This window comes from Ruegeria lacuscaerulensis, assembly GCF_013034685.1.
Classification (GTDB): Bacteria; Pseudomonadota; Alphaproteobacteria; order Rhodobacterales; family Rhodobacteraceae; genus Ruegeria; species Ruegeria lacuscaerulensis_B.
The window spans coordinates 108,314-127,966 of the sequence record NZ_WQGO01000006.1 but is presented as its reverse complement, the minus strand read 5'-3'; the positions used below and the strand labels follow the sequence as shown (position 1 = coordinate 127,966).

The window sequence follows — 19,653 nt, the reverse complement described above, 5'->3', positions numbered from 1 at the left end:
TCGCGCCCCTACGTTCTGTTCCCGAGTTTACCCCATTCAGGAGACAGAATATGTCGACCGTAGCCGTAACCGACGAAACCTTTGACGCCGAAGTCAAGAATTCCGACATCCCTGTTGTTGTCGATTTCTGGGCCGAATGGTGTGGCCCCTGTAAGCAGATTGGCCCCGCGCTGGAAGAACTGGCGTCGGAATATGGCGGCAAGGTGAAAATCGCCAAGGTGGACGTGGACAGCAACCCCAACTCGGCTGCTGCTATGGGCGTCCGCGGTATTCCTGCGCTGTTCATTTTCAAGGATGGTCAGGTTGTGTCGAACCGCGCTGGCGCGGCACCGAAAGCCGCGCTGCAAAGCTGGATCGAAGACTCGATCTGACCCGGGTTTCGAACGGAATTCAAAGGCGCCTCGTTCGGGGCGCCTTTTTTCATGGGTAGCCAAAGAAACGGATGCGCAAAGAAAAAGCCGCTCAGGGGCTGAGCGGCTCATCTTGACGGTGTGGTCGGTGCAAAGATCAGAGCTTTGCGATATCCGCACGGCACAGGCCAACATCGTCCAATTGGGCGTCGCTGAGGTTCGACAAAAGCTTGCGGGTCTTGCGGGATTCATTCCACGCTAGTGCTTTTTCGTAGGTTCCGAAAAATGCGTCCACTACATGCAGGATGGTAGCTGCTCCGAGCGGCGCATGGATATTTGCGGTGGTTGCCATTTGCGCATTCCTTTTAACTGAAACAGCCGACCTCTTGTCGGTTGTGAGGCTCATGTAGGACCAATCCCCGAGTCTCACAATTGCTAGTCTGGTAACCCCGAATTGCAATTAGTGCATATCTTTTGAGCAGTTTGAGAAGAGTTGCGCTGAACGCACGCCCGGCCCATATAGGGGGCCAGTGAAGAACGGAGGCCCCAATGGCAGACAGCGATTTTCCCGGTTGGCATGGCACGACAATTATTGGCGTCAAGAAAGGCGGCCAGGTGGTGATTGCCGGGGATGGTCAGGTCAGCCTGGGCCAGACGGTGATCAAGGGCACCGCCCGCAAGGTGCGCCGCCTGTCCCCCGGTGGGTTTGAGGTCGTCGCAGGGTTTGCCGGATCAACCGCCGACGCATTCACTCTGCTCGAGCGGCTGGAAGCCAAGCTTGAGGCCACACCGGGTCAGTTGGCCCGCGCCTCGGTCGAGCTAGCTAAGGATTGGCGTACCGACAAGTACCTACAAAAGCTTGAGGCGATGCTGATCGTGACCGACGGCAAAGACCTGTTGGTGATCACCGGGGCAGGGGATGTGCTGGAGCCCGAACACAACGTCGCCGCCATCGGATCGGGCGGCAATTTTGCATTGGCCGCCGCCCGCGCGATGATGGACAGCGACAAACCCGCCGAAACCGTCGCCCGCGAGGCAATGGCGATTGCCGCCGATATCTGCGTCTACACCAACGGCAATCTGACGGTCGAGGAAATCTCAGGCCAATAAAACCTTAATCTCCTTCCCTTTCCAGCGGCGGTGCATGCCGATCAGGCCCAGTATCGCCGCAAGGATGACGATGTAGTAGGGCACACGGATGTCGATGCTCATCAATCCGCCGCCGATCAGAGACATGACCCCTCCGGCCAGGCAGAAGACGGCTGTCGTCACGCCCATGACCCAGCCCTGATCAGTTTCGCTGACACTTGCGGAAAACAGGCCCAGTAGCGTCGGGTAGGATACGCCGAAGAAGAAATAGAAGAAGAACACCGGCACGTAGCTCAGCCATCCGATGGGACTGAAGGCAAAGGCTAGCCCGCAGATTACCATCGTGATCAGCGAGACATAAATGATCTTGTGCTTGCTGAACCTTTCCTGCGCGGGTTTCACCAGGAAGGTGCTGGAAAAGGCCAGTGCAAAGCCGATCACAACCATCGCCATACTGCCGCCGATCACGCCATAGCCGAACCGGCTGGTCAGGTAGTTGTCGACAAAAACGTAAAAGGTGACGTTGGCGATCATGAAGAAGGAATAGACCGGCAAGATTTTCAGAACCATCGGATGCCCGCGCACAGCGAACAGGCTATCGGTGATATCACGCGGGCGAAAGACAAAGGGTTCACGTTCAGTGCGGGTGTCCTTGAAGAAGGTGATCACCAGGAAAATGGCGATCAGGACCAGAGCAAACGCGCCATAGAACGGCGTTTTAAGGGTGGCCACGCTGCCCAGCAGGGCCGCATCAGACAGGACGGCGCCTATGATGGGCCCTCCGACTAGACCAAAGCTGACACCGGTCACGATATAGCCCATGTTTCGGTCGCGATCGGCGGCGTCCGTGCTGCCATCAATCATTGCCGCCTGCGCGATGGGCTGGTTGCCAGCCGTGAACCCTGTGATTGACCGCCCGATGATCAGCAGCAGAAGGCTGTTGAGGTAAAGCGACGCAATCGTCAGCGCATAGCCCGCCAACGCCCCGGCCAGACAGACCAGAAGCGCGTTCTTGCGCCCTATGGAATCCGAGACTTTGGAGACATAGACCACACCCAGAAACCAAGACAAAAAGAAACACCCGATCACCAGCCCATAGTAGAAATGCCGCTGCCCCATCGGCGTGCTGTCGGGAAGGAAGCCAGATTTCGTCTCCATGATCAATGAGTTGATGATGGGAAAGACCAAACCTTGTCCGATTAGGTCCACAAACACCACGAACAACAGGGTGATCTTGGCAATTTTCGTCATTCGCGCGCTCCTGACCCTCAACATATTGAAATGATTGTATCAGAGCACAAACGTTTCACCTATGGAAAGCATTTGCAAACCGGCAGGCGCATTGCTAACCAACGCTGCCGCAGTTGTTTTCGCCTGTGCGGTGACTACGTAAGCCAAACCGCTGATCGAAAGGACCCAACCCGTGACCGACCTGACCCCGCGCGAGATTGTCTCGGAACTGGACCGTTTCATTATCGGTCAGAAAGATGCCAAACGCGCGGTGGCCGTGGCGCTGCGCAACCGCTGGCGGCGCAAGCAGCTGGCTGATGATATCCGCGATGAGGTCTACCCCAAAAACATCCTGATGATCGGCCCCACCGGTGTCGGCAAAACCGAGATCAGCCGCCGTCTGGCCAAGCTGGCCCGCGCGCCTTTTATCAAGGTCGAGGCCACAAAGTTCACCGAGGTCGGATACGTGGGCCGCGACGTGGAACAGATCATCCGCGATCTGGCCGATGCGGCGATCATCCAGACCCGCGAGTTTATGCGCGAGGACGTGAAAGCGCGCGCCTATCAGGCCGCCGAGGATCGCGTCATCACCGCCATTGCCGGCGAAGACGCCCGCGAGGGCACGCGCGAGATGTTCCGCAAAAAGCTGAAAGCAGGGGAACTGGACGATACGGTGATCGAACTGGAACTGTCGGACAGCTCAAACCCGATGCCGATGTTTGACGTGCCGGGACAGCCGGGCAGTCAGATGGGGATGATGAATTTGGGTGATATCTTTGGCAAGGCTTTTGGCGGGCGCACCGTCAAGAAACGCATGACCGTGGCCGAAAGCTATGACGCGCTGATCGGGGAAGAAGCCGACAAGCTGCTGGACGATGAAACGGTCAACCGCGTGGCTTTGGAATCGGTTGAACAGAACGGCATCGTGTTTCTGGATGAGATCGACAAGGTCTGCGCGCGCGCGGAAGCGCGCGGTGGCGATGTCAGTCGCGAGGGGGTGCAGCGCGACCTGCTGCCCCTGATCGAAGGCACCACCGTATCCACCAAACATGGTCCGGTGAAAACCGACCACATCCTGTTCATTGCGTCTGGCGCATTCCACATCGCCAAACCCTCGGACCTATTGCCGGAATTGCAGGGGCGTCTGCCGATCCGGGTGGAACTGCGAGCGCTCACCGAAGAGGATTTCGTCCGCATCCTGACCGAGACCGACAACGCCTTGACCCGCCAATACACTGCGTTGATGGGTACTGAAGAAGTCACGGTCAGCTTTACCGATGACGGCATCGCGGCTTTGGCCAAGATCGCGGCAAATGTGAACCAAAGCGTCGAAAACATCGGCGCGCGGCGGCTATATACGGTGATGGAGCGTGTGTTCGAAGAACTCTCGTTCACTGCACCCGATCAGGCCGGGGCGGAAATCACTGTGAACGCGCAGTTCGTGGATGACAATCTAGGTGAGCTGACCAAATCCACCGACCTCAGCCGATACGTCCTGTAACAGACACTGGCCGATTTTCGCTGCTTGGTTGAACCCGTCGCGCTTGGACCCGCGGCAGGAATTCGTTAGCCTACGCGCAAACCCTCGAGGGCTATTTTCGTGCTGCGCTATATTTCCATTTTTTTGATTGCATCTCTTCTGACCGCCTGCGTCGACCGTACCATCTCGGAAACGGTGCCGTCGGCTTTGGATGTGGGCACACCCCAAACCATCTACGCCACCACAACCCGCGCGCGCGAGGCTGATGGCTCTTACGGGTTCAAGCGGGGAGATGGGTTGCAGTTTCTGGAAATGACCGTCTCGATCCCGCCCAATCACACACCCGGAACGTTGGATTTCTCTTACGCCAATCCAAACCCCGAAAAGCAGTTCGTGATGGCTGCCGTGGATGAGTTACAAGGGCCCGGCGATTTGAAAGCCCGGTTGGGCAACGTGGATGAGGTGTCGATCTTCATTCACGGCTACAACACAACACAGTCCGAAACTACGTTTCGCGCCGCGCAGCTTAGACACGATCTGAATATTCCCGGTGCCACAATGGTTTATTCCTGGCCCAGCCAGGCGACCGGATATGGCTATGCCTATGATCTGGACAGTATGCTGTTTGCCCGCGACGGGTTGGAGCAGACCGTCCGCCACTTGAAAACCATGGGAGTCAAACGCGTGGTTCTGGTGGCGCATTCCATGGGCACTGCCTTGACGATGGAGATGATGCGACAGGCCGAATTGCGCGAACCAGGCTGGGCCAGTCGCAATCTGGAAGGCGTGGTGCTGATTTCACCGGATCTGGACGTGGATCTGTTCCGCTCGCAGATGGATGTGATCAAGACACCGCCGGATCCGTTCATCGTCATCACCTCGCAAAAGGACAAGTTGCTGAATATCTCGGCCCGGCTGCGCGGCACCACCAAGGGTGAGCGTCTGGGCAATATCAGTTCGGCCGAGGCGCTGTCAGAATACAAGATCAACATTCTGGACACGACCGCTTTCAATAACGATGCGCAATCCTCGCATTTCGTGGCCGCGACCTCGCCAGCGTTGCTGGCAATTATCGCATCGGCCCGCCGGGTCAGCGACACATTCGGTACCGAGCAGCGGGGGATTGACGTCATCGCCCCGGCCAATGTGCGCAACCCGACCGGCGCGACCGAGATCGTTCTGACCGAAACCGGACAGGCACAGGTAAGCGCCCCGTGACGTCGCCTCGGCCCGGCGAGTTTCTGCGCGACAACGCAGCATGGCTGGGCGCGGGGTTTTTGCTGACATTTCTGTCCAGCTTTGGGCAAACCTTCTTCATCTCGATCTTTTCCGGCGAAATCCGCGCCGCGTATGGCCTGAGCCATGGGGCGTGGGGCGGACTTTATTCGCTGGGCACGACAGTGTCGGCCGTGGTCATGATCTGGGCCGGGGCGCTGACCGATATGTTTCGCGTGCGCGTTCTGGGGCCGGTTGTCCTGGTCGGTCTGGCCTTGGCCGCGATGGCGATGGCGCTGAACGCATGGCTGTTCCTTTTACCCATCATCATCTTTCTGTTGCGCCTGTTCGGGCAGGGGATGTCTGTGCATCTGGCCCTGGTGGCAATGACACGCTGGTTCACCGCCACGCGGGGCAAAGCGCTGTCCATTGCCTCGGTCGGGTTCTCGGTCGGCGAGGCGCTGCTGCCGGTCATTTTCGTCGCCGCGATGGCAGTGCTGGATTGGCGGATACTTTGGGTGATTTCAGCTGGAATGGTGCTGTTAGGGATCCCGGTTCTGGTGCGTTTGCTGCGACAGGAACGCACGCCGCAAAGCCTGGCGTCTGAGCATTCCTCAACCGGGATGAAAGGGCGCCATTGGACGCGAAAACAGGCTCTACTTAGTCCACTTTTCTGGTTTATGGCTCCAGCATTGCTGGGACCATCCGCCTTCATCACCGCGTTTTTCTTTCATCAGGTGCATCTGGCCGAGATCAAGGGCTGGCAGCATATCGAACTGGTTGCATTGTTCCCGATCTACACCGCTGTGTCCCTGCTGGCGATGTTTGCAACCGGCTGGGCTCTGGACAAATGGGGCACCGCGCGGATGATGCCTTATTTCCTATTGCCCATGGCGATCGGGTTTGCCCTTGTCTCGTTTGTGACAGGGTTGGTGGGGGCCAGTTTGGCGTTGGTTTTTCTGGCCTTGACCGTGGGGGCCAATAGCACACTGCCCAGCGCGTTCTGGGCCGAGTTCTATGGCACCCGCCACATCGGTGCGATCAAGGCCATGGCAACCGCCGTGATGGTCTTGGGCTCGGCCATCGGGCCGGGACTGACCGGAGTGTTGATCGACCATCGCGTCGCGCTGGATCAGCAATTCCTGTGGATAGGAGCGTTCTTCGTCGCAGCCAGCGCGTTGGTCTGGATCGGGATCACCCGCGCCGCGCGCAGTTTTTAACGGATACGCCGCAGGTAAACGTAATACGCCCCGTCGCCACCATGACTGATATGGGCAGGGGTTACTTGCAGCACGGCCTGCGCCAGCGGCGGAATGCTCAGCCAATGCGGCACTTGGTTGCGCAATACGCCGCGCGGGGTGGGGATGGGGCCGGGCTCGTCCCGGTCCTTGCCTTTTCCGGTGACGACCAGAACCAGACGTTTACCTTGCGCTTGGGCGGTCAGAACAAAGCGCACCAACGCCGGATGGGCCGTATCCACGCGCATTCCGTGCAGGTCCAGCTTGCCTTCGGGCTTGAGCTTGCCACGCTTCATCCGACCAAACGCTTTGTTGTCCATCTGCACCGGGCTAGCGCGCAGGCTTTCCGCAATAGAGGGTTTCAGCGCATGGCGCGATGGTTTAGAAGGTGCGGTCTGGCCAAGCTCAAACGTGTCGATCCGCGCTTTTGGCGTTTTGGTGGGCTTCGGTTTCGGCAGGGTGGTCGGATGCACCGTTTGCGGGATCTCGGGGTGCATCCGCTCGGCCTGTTTGGCGACCTTTCGCCATAGTTCGATTTCGTCCGAGGTGAGTTTGCGCCGTGCCATCAGAACGAATCCGGTGCCAGTGCATAGGCGCGTTGGATCGGCAGTAAAACGATCATGCGTCCGGGGTCTTTCAAACGCCCCGCGGCGCGGCCCGCTTCATCACCAGTACCAAAGAAAATATCTGCCCTCTGCGCGCCCTTGATAGCCGAACCGGTATCCTGCGCGATCATCAACCGTCGCAATGGGTTCTTGCCGTCCTTCTCAACCCAAACCGGCGCGCCCAACGGCGTGAAGCCCGGATCGGCCGCAATGCTGCGCATCGTGGTGACGGATCGGTTCATGGCGCCCAAAGGCCCAAGCTCGGGCGCAACGCGGGTGACTTCGCGGAAGAACACGTATGAGGGGTTGTGAAACAGCAGCTCGGCCCCGGCCTCGGGGTTCTTGCGCACCCATGTCTTGATCATCTGCGCACTGACCTGATGGGCGGCCAATGCGCCCTTTCGGATCAACTCCGACCCGATGGAGCGGTAGGGATGCCCGTTTGCGCCCCCATAACCCACCCGCAACGCACCGCCATCCGGCAGGCGGATACGGCCCGAGCCCTGGATTTGCAGAAAGAGCAGCTCGACTGGGTCATCGACCCAAGCGATCTCAAGCCCGCGACCTTGCAAAACATCGCTGGTCAACAGGTCCCGACGTGACAGCCATTGCTCGACCCCGCGCGCCTCGGGCGGCATTTTGTACAGCGGATACCGGAACCGATCCGATCGGGTGCGCGATCCGTCCAATTCTGGCTCAAAATACCCGGTGAACAACGCGTCCTTGCCATCTTCGACCAGAACGGGGCGGAAGAACAGCTCAAAGAAAGATCGGGCGGCATCGGCTTCATAGGTCTGCGCGACACTGCAGAGTGCGCGCCAATCCGGGTCATCCAGATCGCCACACGTGTTCAGAAAAACTGAAAGGGCCGCCCCGTGGTCATCGGCGGCCCAGCCATCCAGATCGTCAAACGACAGAATGGAACGCGTCGCTTCGGCGCTGGCAGAGGTTGCCATCACAGCCCCCAGCAAAAACGACCGAAGCGCAGCAATCATGCGTCCGTGGCAACAAGCAGCCAGTTCGGATCGTCGCTGCCCATGACGCGGGCAAAGGTCCAGCTGTCCTTTTGGCGTTTGACGGTGTTGGGGTTGCCTTCGATGATATCACCACCGCGATCGCGCACGACCGAGGTCAGTTCACCTACAAAGCGCATGGTAATCTCGGCCTCGTTGGTGTCCTTGTCGAACTTTACATCGGCCAGCGCGGTTTCTCGCACCCCAATGAATTCAGCTTCGATCGTCAGGCCCTGATCTTCACGCGCTGCGACGACATCGACGAAAGTGTCAAACACCTCTTCGGACAGGAAGGGCTGGATTTCGTCCAGATTGCCCTTTTCGAACCCCATCACGATCATCTCATACGCGCCGCGCGCGCCTTGAACAAACTCGGACACCGAAAAGCTGGGCTCAACCCGCTTCATAGCGGTCAGGGTCTGGGCCTGTTCGCTGTCTTCGGCAACGTGGTCGGTGATGTCGTGATCCGGGCCGCCTTCGATCACCTCGAAGTCACGGCGCGAATTCTGCCCGTCTGGCTGCTGCTGAACGGGAGGCTTTTCAAAACCCTCACGCGTCCCCAGCACGCTTTTCAGGCGCAGGATCAGGAAAACGGCAATTCCGGCCAGGACCAGCAACTGGATCATCGGTTCGTTCATTTCATCCTCTTTATCGGACCGCGACTTTGTATACGCAGCCTCTTGCCACTATGTAGGTGACAGTTCGGGCCAAGTCTACTGCCCGAGCCTGGTTAAAGGATAACGCATATGTATCTGTTCCTCGCTTTTTTGCTGGTCCCGATCATCGAGATCGCCTTGTTCATTCAGGTAGGCGGCCTGATCGGTCTGTGGCCAACGCTTGCGATTGTCGTTCTGACGGCTGTGTTGGGCACAGCTTTGGTACGGACACAAGGTCGCATGGCATTGGCCAATCTGCAGCGATCCTTTGCCGAACTGGACGACCCGACCGAGCCGCTGGCCCACGGCGCCATGATCCTGTTGTCTGGCGTATTGCTGCTAACACCGGGGTTTTTCACCGATGCCATTGGTTTTGCTTTGCTTATTCCCGGAGTTCGGGTGGCCGTTTTCAACTTTCTCAAGTCCAGAGTAACCATCACCCAGTTTCAGATGGGTGGTGGCGCGCAGTTCCGCACCGGTCCTGACCCTGCACCGCAAGACGACGTGATCGACGGGGAATACACCGAGGTTCACCCCCGCCGTGACCCATCAAAACCATCGAAATGGGTCGAAGGTCCGTGACCTGCATTGAGGTGCCGCGCCCAACTTGCTAAGCAAAGGCAAATTTTAGTTTCGGAGTAGATAAATGGCCGAAGAAGACGCCAAAGAAAACACAGCCGCCGCAGCCCAGGCGGCACCGCAGATCCAGATGCGCGTTCTGGGACAATTCATTCGTGATCTGTCGTTTGAAAACGTGATGGCCCAAAAGGGCGTATCCGGCGACGTGCAGCCCGAGATTTCCGTTCAGGTCAATCTTGATGCAAAAAAGCGCCCGACTGAGCATCAGTATGAGGTTTCGGTCAAACTGAACCTCAAATCCAAAGCCAAGGGCATGGAAGACATCCTGTTCCTGTGCGAGCTGGATTATTGCGGCCTGTTCCACGTTGAAGGTGTGGCCGATGACCAACTGCATCCGTTCCTGATGATCGAGTGCCCGCGGATGTTGTTCCCGTTCCTGCGCCGCATCGTCAGCGACGTAACCCGCGATGGTGGTTATCCGCCGGTGAACCTGGACAATATCGACTTCGTGGCCCTGTACCGCAACGAGTTGATGCGTCGTCAGGCCGAAGCACAAAAAGCCGAAGCCTAACCCATTCGACCCGCGCCGGATAATCCCTCAGGCGCGGGTCCACAGGGCGTTTTCGCCCAGTTTTTCCACAAATGTTTCATGTGCTGCGCGTTCTTCATCGGTGATCTTTGACGCCAAGGGTGTCGGTCGTGCCGTGGGTCGCCACTCTTCGCCGCCCGCACCTGCCGCAGAGGCGACAGTCGAAAGGCCGAAATCCGGCTGCCGTCCACCGATCAGCTCCAGATAGACCTCGGCCAGAATCTCAGAGTCCAGCAGCGCTCCGTGCAGCGTTCGGTTCGAGTTGTCGATATTGAACCGCCGGCACAGCGCATCCAACGAGGCGGGTGAACCCGGAAAGCGTTTGCGCGCGATGGCCAGCGTATCGAGCGCCTGATCCATCGGAATCTGCGGCAGGCCCATCCATTTCAACTCGGCGTTCAGGAACTTCATGTCGAACGAGGCGTTGTGGATGACCAGTTTCGAATCCTTGATGAAGTCGCGAAATCCCTGACCGACCTTGGCAAAAACCGGCTTGTCCTTCAGTGTTACTTCACCTTTTTCCGGTGGTCGCGGAGTTTCCAGAAGGTCCGGGCCGATACCGTGAACGCCAAACGCCTCTTCCGGCATCGAACGTTCGGGGTTGATATAGACGTGATAGGTCTCGCCCGTGGCCACGTGGTTCCAAAGCTCGACCGCGCCGATTTCCACGATGCGGTCGCCACTTTCGGGATCGAACCCCGTGGTTTCGGTATCCAGTACAATTTCACGCATCTGCCAAACCCGCCCGTATCTGCCTGACCACATCCTGCACCTGCGCGCGGGCATGGTCCAGACTGTCCGTCACGATCACGAAATCAGATCGTGCGCATTTTTCGTCATTCGGCATCTGTTGGGCGCGGATCTGCTCGAACTGCGCCTCAGACATCGTTCCCCGCGCCATGACGCGACGTTTTTGTTCATCCGCCGGGATCGACACGCAAGCCACGGCATCCATCGCAGCATCTCCACCGGTTTCGAATAGCAAGGGAATGTCGAAAACCAGAATATCCGCGGTAGCGTTTGCTCGAAACGCAGCGCGGTCTGCGGCAACCAAGGGGTGCACGATGCCTTCGATCTGCTTGAGCGCAGCCGGGTCATTTGTGATGATCTGTTTCAGCGCATCGCGGCTGACCGCGTCGTCAACGATTGCGGCGGGAAAAGTAGCTTGCATCGGTTCAACTGCAGCACCGCCCCTTGAATAGAGTCTATGCACTGCTGCATCAGCATCCCATAACACGCAGCCTTCATCGACAAACATTTGCGCTGTGGTGCTTTTGCCCATTCCGATCGAGCCCGTCAGGCCAAGCGCGAAACTCATGACAAAACAGCCGCGCGCAGGTCTACATTGACTTCAGGGCGGACACCGAACCAGCTTTCGAAACCCGGCACAGCCTGGTGCAGCAACATGCCCAAACCATCGACGGTGGTGCAGCCGGCCTCTTCGGCGCTTTTCAGCAGATGCGTTTTCAGCGGTGCGTAGACCAGGTCCGTCACAACCGCACCGGGCTGCAACCCGTCCAGCGGCACGCGTAACTCGGGCTGCCCCTGCATCCCCAAAGAGCTGGTGTTGACCACCAATTCGGCATCCTCGATCACATTTCCGGCCTGAACCCAATCGACAACCGTGATGCTGGGCCCAAATTCATCTCGCAATGTCTCGGCCCGCTCCCGGGTACGGTTGGTTAGCAAAATCTCGGGCACATCTGCCTCGACCAAAGCCTGAAGCACCGCTCGCGCGGCACCGCCTGCCCCGAACACAACCGCAGGTCCGTCCGTCGGGGACCAATCCGGCGCGCCGCTGCGCAGGTTCTCGAGAAATCCATAGCCATCGGTGTTGTCGGCGTGGATTCGGCCATCGTCCTGAAACACCAGCGTATTCGCCGCGCCAATCTTGCGCGCTCGGTCCGTGGCCTCATCGGCCAGACGTAGCGCAGCCTCTTTATGCGGAACGGTGACATTGGTTCCCACGAACCCAGCCTTGGGCAAAGCGCGCAACACATCCTGTAAATCGTCCGTGGACACATCCATCGGCACGTAGTGACCCGACAACCCATAGGTCTTTAACCAATGCCCATGCAACTGAGGCGATTTCGAATGCGCCACTGGGTGCCCGATCACCCCGGCCAGAGGAATCTTTGCCTTGCTCATTGATCAATCACCCCTTTGACGGCCAGAAAATTCAACAGCTCCAATAAGGGCATACCCAAGACGTTAAAATAGTCTCCGTCAATGGTGGCGAACAGGCGCACACCTTCCTCTTCCAGCTTATAGGCCCCAACGGCGTGACGGATACTGTCCCAGTTTCGATCCACGTAGCCCCGCAGATATGCGTCCGAGCTCATCCGCATCCGCAAGCGAACCTGACCCACATGCCGCCAGATCGGCTCGCCATCCTGATAGATCACGGCCGCCGATAGCAGCATATGCCGTTTCCCCCGCATGGCCCTAAGCTGCGCCAGCGCGTCGTCAGGCGTTTGTGGTTTCGATAAAAGCTGACCGTCGAAGTCCAGCACTTGATCGCATCCCAACACCATCGCGCCGGGATGTTTGTCGCTGACCTTGCGGGCCTTCATCTCGGCCAGAGCATCTGCAATATCGCGGGGCGAGGCGCCTTCAGCCAGAAGGGCGCGTTTAGCTGTGTCTTCATCGACGCGCGCGGTTTGCACGCTGAACGGCACCTGCGCATTGCGCAACAACTCCGCCCGGATGGACGAGCCAGAGGCCAGAATGATGGGGACAGACATGTGGAAAACCCCCTGAGCAAATCGTTAACGGTTCCGGGATGGTTTGTATGGCTTTCCTGTTGACACGCAAGCCCACGATTTTCGCGTCAAACATCCCGGATTCGCCCGAATACTATCCAGTAGGGACAAGGATAAGTCGACAAACGGGAAAACCGGGGTTTTCCAAACATACCCGAAGACTTATCCCCAGTGATTCATATTCAAGAAAAGTATAAATAATTGATATTAATAGGAAAAACTTTCTCTCAACAGAATCAACCGCCCAGAACCGGATTCTGTCCACTTGGGGAAAACATATGTGTAAAAAAGTAATCCACGGATTTGGACCGCCCTACAAAACCATCATCCTTTTTCTTTTCTTATTTTTTTATTAGGGAGGGTTCCGGGAAACCTTCGGAGCCAGCATGACCGACCTTCTTTTCGCAATCTACCCGTGGGTAAAGTCGGTTCACATCATGGCCGTGATCTCATGGATGGCAGGGTTGTTCTATCTGCCCCGCTTGTTCGTCTATCACGTAGAAAAGGCTCAAGCGGTCGACGGAGCGCAGGATATCTTCTTTGAAATGGAAGAGAAGCTGCTGCGCGTGATCATGCGCCCAGCGATGGTCGTGGCGTGGGTCTGCGGGCTGATCATGGTCTTCACGCCCGGCATTGTTGGCTGGGACTGGGCCTGGCCCTGGGCCAAGGGGGTCGCGGTGATCGGGATGACCTGGTTCCATCATTGGCTGATGGCGCGGCGCAAGGACTTCATAGAGGGGCGAAATAAGCTCACTGGGCGGCAGTACCGCATGATGAACGAGGTTCCGACCGTTTTGATGGTTATCATCGTCCTGGCGGTCGTTCTGAAGTTCTGAGGGCACAAACTACTTAGGAAATACAAGGGCAGTTTGACTCCAACAAAGGTCACGCTTATGTAGGGGACAACACGCCCGTCCGGGCGGCGTATCTTCCGTACTGAAATTCCACTTCGTGCCGCGCTGATTGCGGTGAAGGTTTGTATCATGTCCAATGAATCCCTGAATCTGGCCGATCTGAAAGCCAAAAGCCCCAAAGACCTTCTGGCGATGGCCGAAGAGCTGGAGATCGAAAACGCCTCGACCATGCGCAAGGGCGAGATGATGTTCCAGATCCTGCGCGAACGCGCGGATGAGGGCTGGACCGTTGGCGGCGATGGCGTGCTGGAAGTGCTGCAAGACGGCTTTGGCTTCCTGCGTTCGCCCGAGGCAAACTATCTGCCGGGTCCTGACGACATTTATGTCTCGCCTGACATGATCCGCCTGCATTCGCTGCGCACTGGCGACACCGTTGAAGGTGAAATCAAGGCGCCCGATGACAACGAACGGTATTTTGCGCTGACCAAGGTCACAAAGATCAACTTTGAAGACCCCGAGAAAGCTAAGCACAAGATCCTGTTCGACAACCTGACACCTTTGTACCCAGACGAACGTCTGAAGATGGAGATCGAAGATCCCACCATCAAAGACAAGTCCGCTCGCGTGATCGACCTTGTTGCGCCAATTGGTAAAGGACAGCGGTCGCTGATCGTGGCGCCTCCGCGGACGGGTAAGACGGTGATCCTTCAGAACATCGCGCACTCGATCGAACAGAACCACCCCGAATGCTACCTGATCGTCCTTCTGATCGACGAACGCCCCGAAGAGGTGACGGACATGCAGCGCTCGGTGAAGGGTGAGGTCGTGTCCTCGACCTTTGATGAACCTGCAACGCGCCACGTGGCCGTGTCGGAAATGGTGATCGAAAAGGCCAAGCGTTTGGTCGAGCATAAACGAGATGTTGTTATTTTGCTCGACTCAATAACAAGACTTGGTAGGGCGTTTAACACTGTGGTCCCATCTTCGGGTAAGGTTCTGACCGGTGGTGTGGATGCGAATGCTCTGCAACGACCCAAACGGTTCTTTGGTGCGGCCCGGAACATCGAAGAGGGCGGTTCGCTGACCATCATCGCCACAGCGCTGATCGACACCGGCAGCAGGATGGACGAGGTGATCTTTGAAGAATTCAAAGGCACGGGTAACTCGGAAATCGTGTTGGACCGCAAAATCGCCGACAAGCGTGTGTTCCCGGCGATTGACATCCTCAAATCGGGCACCCGGAAAGAGGATCTGCTGGTCGACAAGGGTGATCTGGCCAAAACATTTGTTCTGCGCCGCATCCTCAACCCGATGGGGACGACCGACGCGATCGAGTTCCTGCTGTCCAAGTTGAAACAGACGAAGACGAATGGCGAGTTCTTCGATTCAATGAATACCTGACACAGGTCTTAACGGACGCGAGGCCTTCGAATGGATACGATATTCGCCTTGGCCAGCGCGCAAGGCAAAGCAGGGGTGGCGGTTATACGCCTCTCTGGTCCTTTAGCGCACTCGGCGGTCAGGGATCTGACGGGCGGGGAACTTCCCGCGCGCGGTATGAATTTACGCACGCTGCGCGGGCCGGATGGATCTCGTCTGGATAACGGGTTGGTGCTGACGTTCCACGCTCCGGCCAGTTTCACTGGCGAGGACGTCGCAGAGCTGCAAATTCATGGTAGCACTGCGTCGGTGAATGCTGTGATGCGGTGTTTGTCCGATACCGATGGTTTACGCCTGGCTGAACCCGGAGAATTCACCCGTCGCGCGTTGGAAAACGGCAAGATGGATCTGACTCAGGTCGAAGGTCTTGCCGATTTGATCGACGCGGAAACTGAAGCGCAACGCAAGCAGGCGCAGACTATTCTAGCTGGGGGTCTGGGGCAGCTTGCCGAGCGTTGGCGTCGCGACCTGATCCGTGCTGCGTCCCTGCTTGAGGCCGTGATCGATTTTGCGGATGAAGAGGTGCCAACCGATGTCACGCCTGAAGTTCGGGCCTTAGTTGAAGGTGTCATGTCCGACCTGATGCGTGAAGCCGAAGGCGTCAAGATTGCTGAACGTATTCGCACAGGATTTGAAGTTGCTATTGTCGGCTTGCCCAATGCTGGAAAGTCTACTTTGCTGAATGCGCTGGCCGGGCGAGAAGCCGCGATAACATCGGAATATGCCGGAACTACACGCGATGTGATCGAAGTGCGGATGGACTTGGACGGTCTGCCGGTAACACTGTTGGACACGGCCGGATTGCGCGAAACCGAAGATCATGTGGAATCATTGGGGATTGCGTTGGCAAAGAAACGGGCGGAAGCTGCGGATATGCGAGTGTTTCTGACAGCTGACCCGTCCGAATTGGATGTGCAGTTTCAGTCCGACGATATCCAAGTTTTCCCTAAATCCGACCTTCGAGACGAGGGTGAAAATGGAATTTCTGGGAAAACAGGCCACGGAGTGGATGCACTTGTTGCCCGTATATCGCGTATTTTGTCATCGCGAACCACGACATCTGGTATTTCGACACGAGAAAGGCACCGTGTTGCGCTGATCAATGCGCAACAGGCCTTGAACGCGGCAATCTCGGTTCTGGAATCAGGCCCAGACCTGTATGATATCGCTGCCGAAGAAATGCGCACAGCTATCAGAACGTTGGAATCTCTGGTCGGGAGGATTGGGGTTGAAGACTTGTTGGACGAAATATTCTCGAGTTTCTGCTTGGGCAAGTAAGGAGTGTTTCACGTGAAACATTCGGATTTTGATGTCATCGTCATCGGCGCGGGCCACGCAGGAACCGAGGCAGCCCACGCCGCCGCACGGATGGGTGTGAATACCGCATTGGTGACTTTATCAGCCGCCGACATTGGAGTCATGTCATGTAACCCAGCAATCGGAGGACTGGGCAAAGGCCACTTAGTACGCGAAATCGATGCCATGGACGGCGTTATGGGGCGCGTCGCAGATCGGGCCGGAATTCAGTTTCGGTTGCTAAACCGCCGCAAGGGGCCCGCGGTGCAAGGTCCCCGAACGCAGGCAGACCGGGCTTTGTACCGGGCGGCAATGCAAAAAGAAACTCAAGCTCAACAAGAGTTGAGCGTTATTGTCGGTGAAGTGACTGATTTCCTGATGGTCGCCGATCGCGTTGCCGGTATCCGATTGGCGGACGACTCAGAAATCCGAGCAAAAGCAGTGATCTTAACATCCGGGACATTTCTGCGCGGTGTGATCCATATTGGGGATCAGTCCAAACCGGGCGGACGGATGGGCGACAGACCGTCGGTTCGATTGGCAGAAAGATTAGATAGCTTTGAGTTACCACTTGGTCGTTTGAAAACGGGCACTCCGCCAAGATTGGACGGACGAACGATTGATTGGTCAGATCTAGAGCGTCAAGACGGAGACGATGAACCAAGCCTGTTCTCTTTTTTGTCCAGTTCGGTTGTAGCTCCCCAAATCTCGTGTGGTATTACACATACGAATGCTCAAACACACGAGATAATCGAAAAGAACTTGGCGCGTTCAGCAATGTATGGCGGCCACATTGATGGCGTTGGCCCGCGGTACTGTCCTTCAATTGAAGATAAGATTGTTCGATTTGCCGAAAAGGACTCCCACCAGATATTTCTGGAGCCGGAAGGGGTCAATGATCACACAATATATCCAAATGGAATCTCAACTTCGTTGCCGCAAGGCGTTCAGCGCGAATATGTCCAGTCTATTAAGGGCTTGGAAAAAGCCAAGATTCTGCAACCAGGATACGCGATCGAATACGATTATGTGGATCCCCGTGTGTTAACTTCCTCGCTGTCTCTGCCTTCTGTGCCAGGTTTATATTTGGCAGGTCAAATTAATGGAACCACTGGGTATGAGGAGGCGGCTGCTCAGGGCTTGGTAGCGGGACTAAATGCCGCCCTGGCCACCTTGGATAGAGAACCTGTTCATTTTACACGTGCAGACAGTTACATAGGGGTAATGATTGACGACCTTACCACCAAGGGAGTCGCGGAGCCTTACCGGATGTTCACGTCTCGTGCTGAGTTTCGCCTGTCATTGCGAGCAGACAATGCAGACCAGAGGTTAACGCCGGTCGGAATTAAGTTGGGGTGCGTAACACCTAAACGGGAAGAAGTGTTTTCCGAGAAGATGAAGAAGTTAACGGCGGCAAAGTCGTTGCTAAATAAGCGGAAATATACGCCGAAAGAGATAAACGCGGCAGGAATTTCGGTTAATAACGACGGCAATCGTCGAGATGGCATGGCGATTCTGGCGTTTCCCAAAGTCAATTACTCGGATTTGATCCCACTAATTTCGGGCTCGGAAGCCGTTGACCCTGATATCCGTCAACAAGTGGAGCGTGACGCGCTGTACGCGAACTATATTGAGCGGCAGAAAAGAGATGTCGAAGCAATGCGTCGGGATGAAGCTTATGAAATTCCTAGGGGTTTCGATTTTTTTGCCCTGGAAGGCCTGTCGTCAGAGATGAAACAAAAGCTGTCCCAAGCAAAGCCGGAGAATATTGGTCAGGCTAGTCGCGTCGAAGGCGTTACGCCTGCAGCTCTGACATTGGTTTTGGCCAGACTTCGCCGCAACCAGAAAGTGCGAAAGATATGAGGGACGACTTAAATGTTTCACGTGAAACATTTTCCCGGCTGACCACTTATGTGGACTTGGTCAAAAAGTGGAATCAAAGCATAAATCTTGTCTCGAGGAACAGCCTGGAGGACATATGGGAGCGGCACATCAAAGATTCTGTGCAAGTTTATCGCTGCGCCGACAGCTTCAATTCTTGGGTTGATCTGGGTAGTGGGGGCGGATTTCCAGGTATGGTCTGCGCGATTCTGGCTATGGAAGAATATCCGGACGCCTCGTTCACACTGGTGGAGAGTGATCAAAGAAAATCGGCATTTCTGCGAAATGTGGCGCGTGAATGCAGCACGAATTGCCGGGTAATTTCCAAACGAATTGAATCCGTTGACCCCTTGAATGCCGATGTTTTGTCAGCCCGCGCGCTTGCAGAGTTAAAGGTCTTATTATCGTTTTGCGACAGGCATTTAGGCGAATCTGGGACAGCCCTGTTGCCGAAAGGCGCGAAGTGGAAAAAAGAACTGTCGGACGCGCAGGAGGAATGGAATTTCGATGCCGAGCCGATTACAAGTTTAACCGAGCCCCAAGCCGTTATCCTTAAGATAAAAGGAGTTTCTCGTGGTTGATTTGTCTCGTCCTTCTGGCCCTCGGATAATTGCGGTAGCTAATCAGAAGGGCGGTGTTGGAAAGACAACAACTGCGATCAACCTCGCTGCGGGCCTGGCAGAAGCTGGATGCAAAGTTCTCGTGGTGGATTTGGACCCGCAGGGCAATGCGTCCACCGGTTTAGGAGTCGAAGACCGGGATTGGACGACTTATGATCTGATCCTGGATGATGCTCCACTGGAGGCGGTCGTTCAGGAAACAGAAATTGGTGGGCTTTTTGTTATCCCGGCGACTGTGGATCTAAGTTCGGCTGATATCGAACTTATTTCAAATGAAAAACGCAGCTATCTGCTTCATGACGCATTGCGTCAAACCGCTATCGACAAGTTTGGGTTTGACTTTGTTCTGATCGATTGCCCGCCTTCTCTGAACCTTTTAACCGTCAACGCAATGGTTGCGGCGCATTCTGTGCTGGTTCCGCTGCAAAGTGAGTTCTTTGCGCTTGAGGGCCTATCGCAGCTTATGCTGACCATTCGAGAGGTTCGGCAAACCGCAAACCCCGACCTCAGAATCGAAGGTGTTGTGCTGACTATGTATGACAACCGCAACAACTTGTCCCGTCAGGTGGAAAAAGACGCGCGTGACAATCTGGGTGAGATGGTATTTAAAACCAAGATACCCAGAAATGTTCGGGTCAGCGAAGCTCCGTCTTACGCTTTGCCAGTTCTGCAATATGATTCTGGGTCCTTAGGGGCGATGGCGTACCGACACTTGGCGCGCGAGGTCATGCATAAGAATAAAAAAGCCGCCTGAAT

At 56.4% G+C, this 19,653-nt stretch carries 22 protein-coding genes; 13 read left to right on the top strand and 9 right to left on the bottom strand.

The features are described from left to right. The first annotated feature begins 50 nt into the window (after window positions 1-50). Entirely contained in the window at window positions 51-371 is a 321-nt protein-coding gene (trxA, locus tag GOV80_RS15880; protein ID WP_170771302.1) for a thioredoxin, read from the top strand. A gap of 136 nt (window positions 372-507) precedes the next feature. Here trxA and GOV80_RS15875 read toward each other — a convergent pair whose 3' ends face one another. Further along, window positions 508-702 carry a DUF1127 domain-containing protein gene (locus tag GOV80_RS15875; protein WP_170771304.1) on the bottom strand — a complete coding sequence of 65 codons (195 nt, stop codon included), beginning with the start codon at window positions 700-702 and terminating at the stop codon, window positions 508-510. Between the two features lie 197 nt (window positions 703-899). Here GOV80_RS15875 and hslV point away from each other — a divergent pair, with 197 nt between their 5' ends. Further along, entirely contained in the window at window positions 900-1,460 is a 561-nt protein-coding gene (hslV, locus tag GOV80_RS15870; RefSeq protein ID WP_170771306.1) for an ATP-dependent protease subunit HslV, read from the top strand. On the opposite strand, the gene GOV80_RS15865 is transcribed toward hslV, so the two are convergent. Next, window positions 1,449-2,690, bottom strand: a complete 1,242-nt coding sequence (locus GOV80_RS15865; RefSeq protein WP_170786204.1) for an MFS transporter — start codon at window positions 2,688-2,690, stop codon at window positions 1,449-1,451. The genes hslV and GOV80_RS15865 overlap by 12 nt on opposite strands. A 172-nt stretch (window positions 2,691-2,862) precedes the next feature. Between GOV80_RS15865 and hslU the strand changes: the two genes are divergently transcribed. The 3 genes from hslU (at window position 2,863) to GOV80_RS15850 (ending at window position 6,584) form a co-directional block, all read left to right on the top strand. Further along, window positions 2,863-4,170, top strand: coding sequence for an ATP-dependent protease ATPase subunit HslU (hslU, locus tag GOV80_RS15860; RefSeq protein WP_170786202.1), 1,308 nt, complete (start codon window positions 2,863-2,865; stop codon window positions 4,168-4,170). A gap of 99 nt (window positions 4,171-4,269) precedes the next feature. Next, window positions 4,270-5,367, top strand: coding sequence for an alpha/beta fold hydrolase (locus tag GOV80_RS15855; RefSeq protein ID WP_170786200.1), 1,098 nt, complete (start codon window positions 4,270-4,272; stop codon window positions 5,365-5,367). Then, window positions 5,364-6,584, top strand: coding sequence for an MFS transporter (locus GOV80_RS15850; protein ID WP_170786199.1), 1,221 nt, complete (start codon window positions 5,364-5,366; stop codon window positions 6,582-6,584). The genes GOV80_RS15855 and GOV80_RS15850 overlap by 4 nt, the downstream gene beginning before the upstream one ends. Here the strand turns inward: GOV80_RS15850 and GOV80_RS15845 are convergent. From GOV80_RS15845 to GOV80_RS15835, 3 genes are read right to left on the bottom strand one after another with little or no spacing between them, the layout of a single operon-like run. Next, window positions 6,581-7,168 carry a Smr/MutS family protein gene (locus GOV80_RS15845; RefSeq protein ID WP_170771317.1) on the bottom strand — a complete coding sequence of 196 codons (588 nt, stop codon included), beginning with the start codon at window positions 7,166-7,168 and terminating at the stop codon, window positions 6,581-6,583. The two genes, GOV80_RS15850 and GOV80_RS15845, sit on opposite strands and share 4 nt — an antisense overlap. Next, window positions 7,168-8,202 (bottom strand): murein transglycosylase A, encoded by a 1,035-nt coding sequence (mltA, locus tag GOV80_RS15840; RefSeq protein ID WP_170786197.1) that lies wholly within the window; start codon window positions 8,200-8,202, stop codon window positions 7,168-7,170. Before mltA ends, GOV80_RS15845 begins: the two co-directional genes overlap by 1 nt. Continuing rightward, entirely contained in the window at window positions 8,199-8,858 is a 660-nt protein-coding gene (locus GOV80_RS15835) for a Tim44/TimA family putative adaptor protein (protein ID WP_170771321.1), read from the bottom strand. Before GOV80_RS15835 ends, mltA begins: the two co-directional genes overlap by 4 nt. A gap of 108 nt (window positions 8,859-8,966) precedes the next feature. Here GOV80_RS15835 and GOV80_RS15830 point away from each other — a divergent pair, with 108 nt between their 5' ends. Continuing rightward, on the top strand, window positions 8,967-9,458 hold the full coding sequence (locus tag GOV80_RS15830; protein WP_170786195.1) for an FxsA family protein: 492 nt from the start codon (window positions 8,967-8,969) through the stop codon (window positions 9,456-9,458). A gap of 64 nt (window positions 9,459-9,522) precedes the next feature. Then, complete coding sequence (gene secB, locus GOV80_RS15825; protein WP_170771325.1) at window positions 9,523-10,026, top strand: protein-export chaperone SecB; 504 nt, start codon at window positions 9,523-9,525, stop codon at window positions 10,024-10,026. 27 nt (window positions 10,027-10,053) lie between these two features. On the opposite strand, the gene dnaQ is transcribed toward secB, so the two are convergent. From dnaQ to GOV80_RS15805, 4 genes are read right to left on the bottom strand one after another with little or no spacing between them, the layout of a single operon-like run. Continuing rightward, the gene (gene dnaQ / locus GOV80_RS15820; protein WP_170786193.1) at window positions 10,054-10,776 is read right to left on the bottom strand and encodes a DNA polymerase III subunit epsilon; all 723 of its coding nucleotides are present in this window, start codon (window positions 10,774-10,776) and stop codon (window positions 10,054-10,056) included. Then, window positions 10,769-11,362 carry a dephospho-CoA kinase gene (gene coaE / locus GOV80_RS15815; RefSeq protein ID WP_170786191.1) on the bottom strand — a complete coding sequence of 198 codons (594 nt, stop codon included), beginning with the start codon at window positions 11,360-11,362 and terminating at the stop codon, window positions 10,769-10,771. Before coaE ends, dnaQ begins: the two co-directional genes overlap by 8 nt. Further along, the gene (locus GOV80_RS15810) at window positions 11,359-12,192 is read right to left on the bottom strand and encodes a shikimate dehydrogenase (RefSeq protein WP_170786189.1); all 834 of its coding nucleotides are present in this window, start codon (window positions 12,190-12,192) and stop codon (window positions 11,359-11,361) included. The genes coaE and GOV80_RS15810 overlap by 4 nt, the downstream gene beginning before the upstream one ends. Then, entirely contained in the window at window positions 12,189-12,788 is a 600-nt protein-coding gene (locus GOV80_RS15805; RefSeq protein WP_170771333.1) for a Maf family protein, read from the bottom strand. Before GOV80_RS15805 ends, GOV80_RS15810 begins: the two co-directional genes overlap by 4 nt. 404 nt (window positions 12,789-13,192) lie before the next feature. Between GOV80_RS15805 and GOV80_RS15800 the strand changes: the two genes are divergently transcribed. The 6 genes from GOV80_RS15800 to GOV80_RS15775 all read left to right on the top strand — a co-directional run bounded on the left by GOV80_RS15800 (window position 13,193) and on the right by GOV80_RS15775 (window position 19,651). Then, entirely contained in the window at window positions 13,193-13,642 is a 450-nt protein-coding gene (locus GOV80_RS15800; RefSeq protein ID WP_170771335.1) for a CopD family protein, read from the top strand. Between the two features lie 147 nt (window positions 13,643-13,789). Beyond that, window positions 13,790-15,061, top strand: coding sequence for a transcription termination factor Rho (rho, locus tag GOV80_RS15795; RefSeq protein ID WP_170771337.1), 1,272 nt, complete (start codon window positions 13,790-13,792; stop codon window positions 15,059-15,061). A gap of 30 nt (window positions 15,062-15,091) precedes the next feature. Continuing rightward, window positions 15,092-16,378: a tRNA uridine-5-carboxymethylaminomethyl(34) synthesis GTPase MnmE gene (gene mnmE, locus GOV80_RS15790; RefSeq protein ID WP_170786187.1), complete on the top strand. Its 1,287-nt coding sequence runs from the start codon at window positions 15,092-15,094 to the stop codon at window positions 16,376-16,378. Between the two features lie 12 nt (window positions 16,379-16,390). After that, window positions 16,391-18,259, top strand: a complete 1,869-nt coding sequence (gene mnmG, locus GOV80_RS15785) for a tRNA uridine-5-carboxymethylaminomethyl(34) synthesis enzyme MnmG (protein ID WP_170786185.1) — start codon at window positions 16,391-16,393, stop codon at window positions 18,257-18,259. After that, entirely contained in the window at window positions 18,256-18,858 is a 603-nt protein-coding gene (gene rsmG / locus GOV80_RS15780) for a 16S rRNA (guanine(527)-N(7))-methyltransferase RsmG (protein ID WP_170786183.1), read from the top strand. Before mnmG ends, rsmG begins: the two co-directional genes overlap by 4 nt. Next, a complete protein-coding gene (locus tag GOV80_RS15775; protein WP_170786181.1) occupies window positions 18,851-19,651 on the top strand; it encodes a ParA family protein in 801 nt (266 codons plus the stop codon). Before rsmG ends, GOV80_RS15775 begins: the two co-directional genes overlap by 8 nt. Window positions 19,652-19,653: the final 2 nt, after the last annotated feature.

Coding starts and splice junctions, on each gene's coding strand:
- GOV80_RS15800 (WP_170771335.1), top strand. CDS start 13,193: ATGACCGACCTTCTTTTCGCAATCTACCCGTGGGTAAAGTCGGTTCAC.
- GOV80_RS15845 (WP_170771317.1), bottom strand. CDS start 7,168: ATGGCACGGCGCAAACTCACCTCGGACGAAATCGAACTATGGCGAAAG.
- rsmG (WP_170786183.1), top strand. CDS start 18,256: ATGAGGGACGACTTAAATGTTTCACGTGAAACATTTTCCCGGCTGACC.
- GOV80_RS15835 (WP_170771321.1), bottom strand. CDS start 8,858: ATGAACGAACCGATGATCCAGTTGCTGGTCCTGGCCGGAATTGCCGTT.
- hslV (WP_170771306.1), top strand. CDS start 900: ATGGCAGACAGCGATTTTCCCGGTTGGCATGGCACGACAATTATTGGC.
- trxA (WP_170771302.1), top strand. CDS start 51: ATGTCGACCGTAGCCGTAACCGACGAAACCTTTGACGCCGAAGTCAAG.
- mnmE (WP_170786187.1), top strand. CDS start 15,092: ATGGATACGATATTCGCCTTGGCCAGCGCGCAAGGCAAAGCAGGGGTG.
- GOV80_RS15875 (WP_170771304.1), bottom strand. CDS start 702: ATGGCAACCACCGCAAATATCCATGCGCCGCTCGGAGCAGCTACCATC.
- rho (WP_170771337.1), top strand. CDS start 13,790: ATGTCCAATGAATCCCTGAATCTGGCCGATCTGAAAGCCAAAAGCCCC.
- coaE (WP_170786191.1), bottom strand. CDS start 11,362: ATGAGTTTCGCGCTTGGCCTGACGGGCTCGATCGGAATGGGCAAAAGC.
- GOV80_RS15805 (WP_170771333.1), bottom strand. CDS start 12,788: ATGTCTGTCCCCATCATTCTGGCCTCTGGCTCGTCCATCCGGGCGGAG.
- GOV80_RS15865 (WP_170786204.1), bottom strand. CDS start 2,690: ATGACGAAAATTGCCAAGATCACCCTGTTGTTCGTGGTGTTTGTGGAC.
- dnaQ (WP_170786193.1), bottom strand. CDS start 10,776: ATGCGTGAAATTGTACTGGATACCGAAACCACGGGGTTCGATCCCGAA.
- secB (WP_170771325.1), top strand. CDS start 9,523: ATGGCCGAAGAAGACGCCAAAGAAAACACAGCCGCCGCAGCCCAGGCG.
- GOV80_RS15830 (WP_170786195.1), top strand. CDS start 8,967: ATGTATCTGTTCCTCGCTTTTTTGCTGGTCCCGATCATCGAGATCGCC.
- GOV80_RS15810 (WP_170786189.1), bottom strand. CDS start 12,192: ATGAGCAAGGCAAAGATTCCTCTGGCCGGGGTGATCGGGCACCCAGTG.
- mltA (WP_170786197.1), bottom strand. CDS start 8,202: ATGATTGCTGCGCTTCGGTCGTTTTTGCTGGGGGCTGTGATGGCAACC.